Below are 3308 nucleotides of genomic sequence, written 5' to 3' on the forward strand. Positions count from 1 at the left end.
ATCCGGGGGCCTCCGTCGACCTCAAGCTCGGCTTCAAGCCGGCCGGAGGCTGGCAAGGCGGTGCTTTACGCAACTGCGCCACCTACAATTATGGCGCCAGCGGCAAGCCGCTGTTCGGCAGCCAGTCGAACGATCGCGGCTGTGCCTCGATCCCGATCTGCCGGCGCGGCGACCGTGACCGCGACTGCCGGCCGCCGGTGGAGAAGAAGGTCGACCTGATCCTGAAGAAGCGTGCCCGCGTCCCGGTCTGCTCGGCCGACGGCATCTGCACCTTCGTGATCGACATCATCAACAACGGCAGCGCCACCTACAATGGACCGCTGACGGTCATCGACAATTATCCCGGCGGCGCGCCGTCGTCCTCGACCTTCGGCCCGAACCCGCCCTGGACATGCGGACCGAACGGCCCCGGCCAGTTCCGTTGCGACAATGCCGGCATCTCGCTGCCTGCGGGCGCCTCGACGCCGATCTTCGTGAAGGCGGTCATGCCGGCCGGCTACCAGTCGGACACTGTCGAGAATTGCGCTGAGGTGAAGCCCATCCCCGGGGAAAACGACCTCACCAACAACAAGGCCTGCGCCAAGGAACGCTTCCGTCATCCCAATGGCGGCAAGCCGACCCTGCGCATCACCAAGGTGTGCAACGGCTCGCTCGCCGGTGCCGCGGTCGTCTCTTGCCGCATCACCGTCACCAGCCTTGGCACCGCTGCCCCCACCGGTCCGGTGCGGGTCAACGATGCCGCCACGCTGGTGGCCGGCGGCGCGCCCGTCCAGATCCAGACCGTCACCCCCGACGGCGCGGAATGGGCGTGCGGACCGGTTCCGGCCAATGCGCTGTCGTGCCAGATTCCCGGTGCCGTCATGACACCTGGAACCAGCCGCCACTTCGACGTGACGGTCTCGGCGAATGGCGCGTTCGAAAACTGCGCGCGCGGCTCCTATGGGCCTGCGCCGGGCGACGACGTCGTCTATCCCTTTGGCCAGGCCTGCGCCAAGGGCGGCGGTTCTTCGACCATCCGTGTCGAAAAGACCGGCGACCGCGAATGCAGGCTCGGCCAACCCTGCTCGTTCGAGATCACCATCATCAATGACGGAGCGACCGCCTTCTCCGGGCCGGTCCGCATCGGCGATGCGATCGGCGTGGAGGGGCTCGGCAGGCTGGAAGGCGTTGAGATCACCTCGATCGATCCGCCCTTCGGCTGCTCGCCGGAACCGGCAACCTTGCCTGCGTCCTGCATTGCCAACCTGACGCTCGGCGCCGGCGAAAGCCGGGTACACCATGTCACCGTGGTCATTCCCGACGACGGCCGCCTGGCCAATCTGCAGGGCAATGTCAGCGGCCAGAATTGCGTCGGCGTGCTGTCTCCCGACACACGGGTGCAGGGCGGTGGCGACGTGCTTGGCGGCGATCAGACCAATGTGCAGGGCGATCGCGGCAAGGCCTATGCCTGCCATCCCTTCACCATTAGCCAGGAGACGAGGAAGGAATGCTCGCAAGGCTTCGTCATGAACGATGCCGGCCGCTGCGTTTGCCCCGAAGGCACCACCTACCGCAACGGCCAGTGCTCGCCGGGCGGTGGTATCGTGCCGAAGCCGGAACAGCCGAAACGCTGTGTGCTGCTCGAGGGCCAGATCCGCACCGAGGACGGACGCTGCGTCTGCCCACGCGGAACCGGGCTCGAGAACGGCAGGTGCGTCAGGACCGACAAGCCCGAGCAGTGCACTATCCGTGGCCAGGTCCACAATGCGGATGGCGATTGTGTTTGCCCCAGGGGAACCGAGATCAGGGGCAATGCCTGCCGCCCGATCCAGCCAAAGCCGGAGCAGTGCACGATCCGTGGCCAGGTCCACGATGCCGATGGAGACTGTGTCTGCCCGCGAGGGACCGAGGTGCGCAATGGCGCCTGCCGTCCGATCCGGCCGAAGCCTGAGCAGTGCATCATCCGTGGCCAGGTCCACGACGCGGACGGAGACTGCGTCTGCCCGCAAGGCAACGAGGTCAGAAACGGCGCCTGCCGCCCGATCCGGCCAAGGCCTGACCAGTGCACCATCCGTGGCCAGGTCCACGACGCCGACGGCAATTGTGTCTGCCCGAGGGGTACCGAGGTGCGGGGCAATGCCTGCCGGCGCAAGCAGCCGACGCAGGAGCAGTGCGACGTACGCGGCCAGGTCCACAACAAGCGCGGCGAATGTGTCTGCCCGCGCGGCACCGAGGTGATCAACGGCGCATGCCGCAGGCAGGAGGTGGAATGCGCACCGGGCTCGCAGATGATCGATGGCCAGTGCCAGCCGATCATCAGGAGGCGCTGCCCGGAAGGCACGATCGGGCGCTACCCGAACTGCCGGGCGGTCCGCGGACAACCGTCGCTGGAGCTGAACCCCGGCCTGCTGCTGCAGCAGGTGCTGCAGGCGCAGGCCGCAGGTCGAACAGCGGCAGGACCAGGTTCCAGACAGAATCCTGAAGCTCCAGCAGCAATAACCACCTGCTCGACACGAGACCAGAAACCCCGCCGGAGCAATCCGGCGGGTTTTTCTTCGCGGCTGTGGGGACAAGCGGGAATTGGCCGCAGCATGATCGCGGATAACGGCACGCGTCCCAGCCTGCGCATCGACCGCGCCTGCACCCTCGACAAGTCGGCTGCGGCGCATTAGGCAGTCGATAGGGTGGCCAACGAGAAGGACACTCGGAAAGGCCGCATCCATGAGCAGAAAGACCCTGATTGCACCATCGGTGCTGGCATCGGATTTTTCCAAACTCGGCGATGAGGTCGAAGCGGTAGCGGCAGCCGGCGCCGACTGGATACATCTCGATGTTATGGACGGGCATTTCGTGCCCAACATCACCTTTGGCCCGCCAGTGATCAAGGCGATCCGCAACCGCACCAAGGCCTTCTTCGACTGCCATCTGATGATTGCCCCGGCCGACCCCTATCTGGCCGCTTTCGCCGAGGCCGGCTGCGACGGTTTGACCGTCCATGCCGAGGCCGGCCCGCATCTTGACCGCTCGCTGCAGACCATCAGGAATCTTGGCAAGAAGGCCGGTGTGTCGCTCAATCCGGCGACGCCGGAAAGCGTGGTCGAATACGTGCTCGACCGGCTCGACCTGATCCTGATCATGACCGTCAATCCGGGCTTCGGCGGCCAGGCCTTCATCCCAGCGATCGTCGACAAGGTGAAGCGGGTCAAGGCCCTCATCGGAGGCCGGCCAATCCGAATCGAGATCGACGGCGGTGTTTCAGCCGAAACCGCGCCGCTGGTCACCGCTGCCGGCGCCGACGTGCTGGTGGCGGGCGCCGCCATCTTCAAAGG

1 protein-coding gene and 1 pseudogene are annotated in these 3308 nt (G+C 66.2%); both read left to right on the forward strand.

The window, feature by feature from the left end:
- A pseudogene (locus EN884_RS30480) lies at positions 1–2478 on the forward strand (hypothetical protein); the annotation flags it as partial.
- Between the two features lie 222 nt (positions 2479–2700).
- Positions 2701–3308: ribulose-phosphate 3-epimerase (gene rpe, locus EN884_RS30485; protein WP_128360929.1), on the forward strand; the 608-nt coding region annotated here is incomplete at its 3' end.

It is taken from the genome of Mesorhizobium sp. M7A.F.Ca.AU.001.01.1.1, assembly GCF_004022735.1.
Taxonomy (GTDB): domain Bacteria; phylum Pseudomonadota; class Alphaproteobacteria; order Rhizobiales; family Rhizobiaceae; genus Mesorhizobium; species Mesorhizobium ciceri.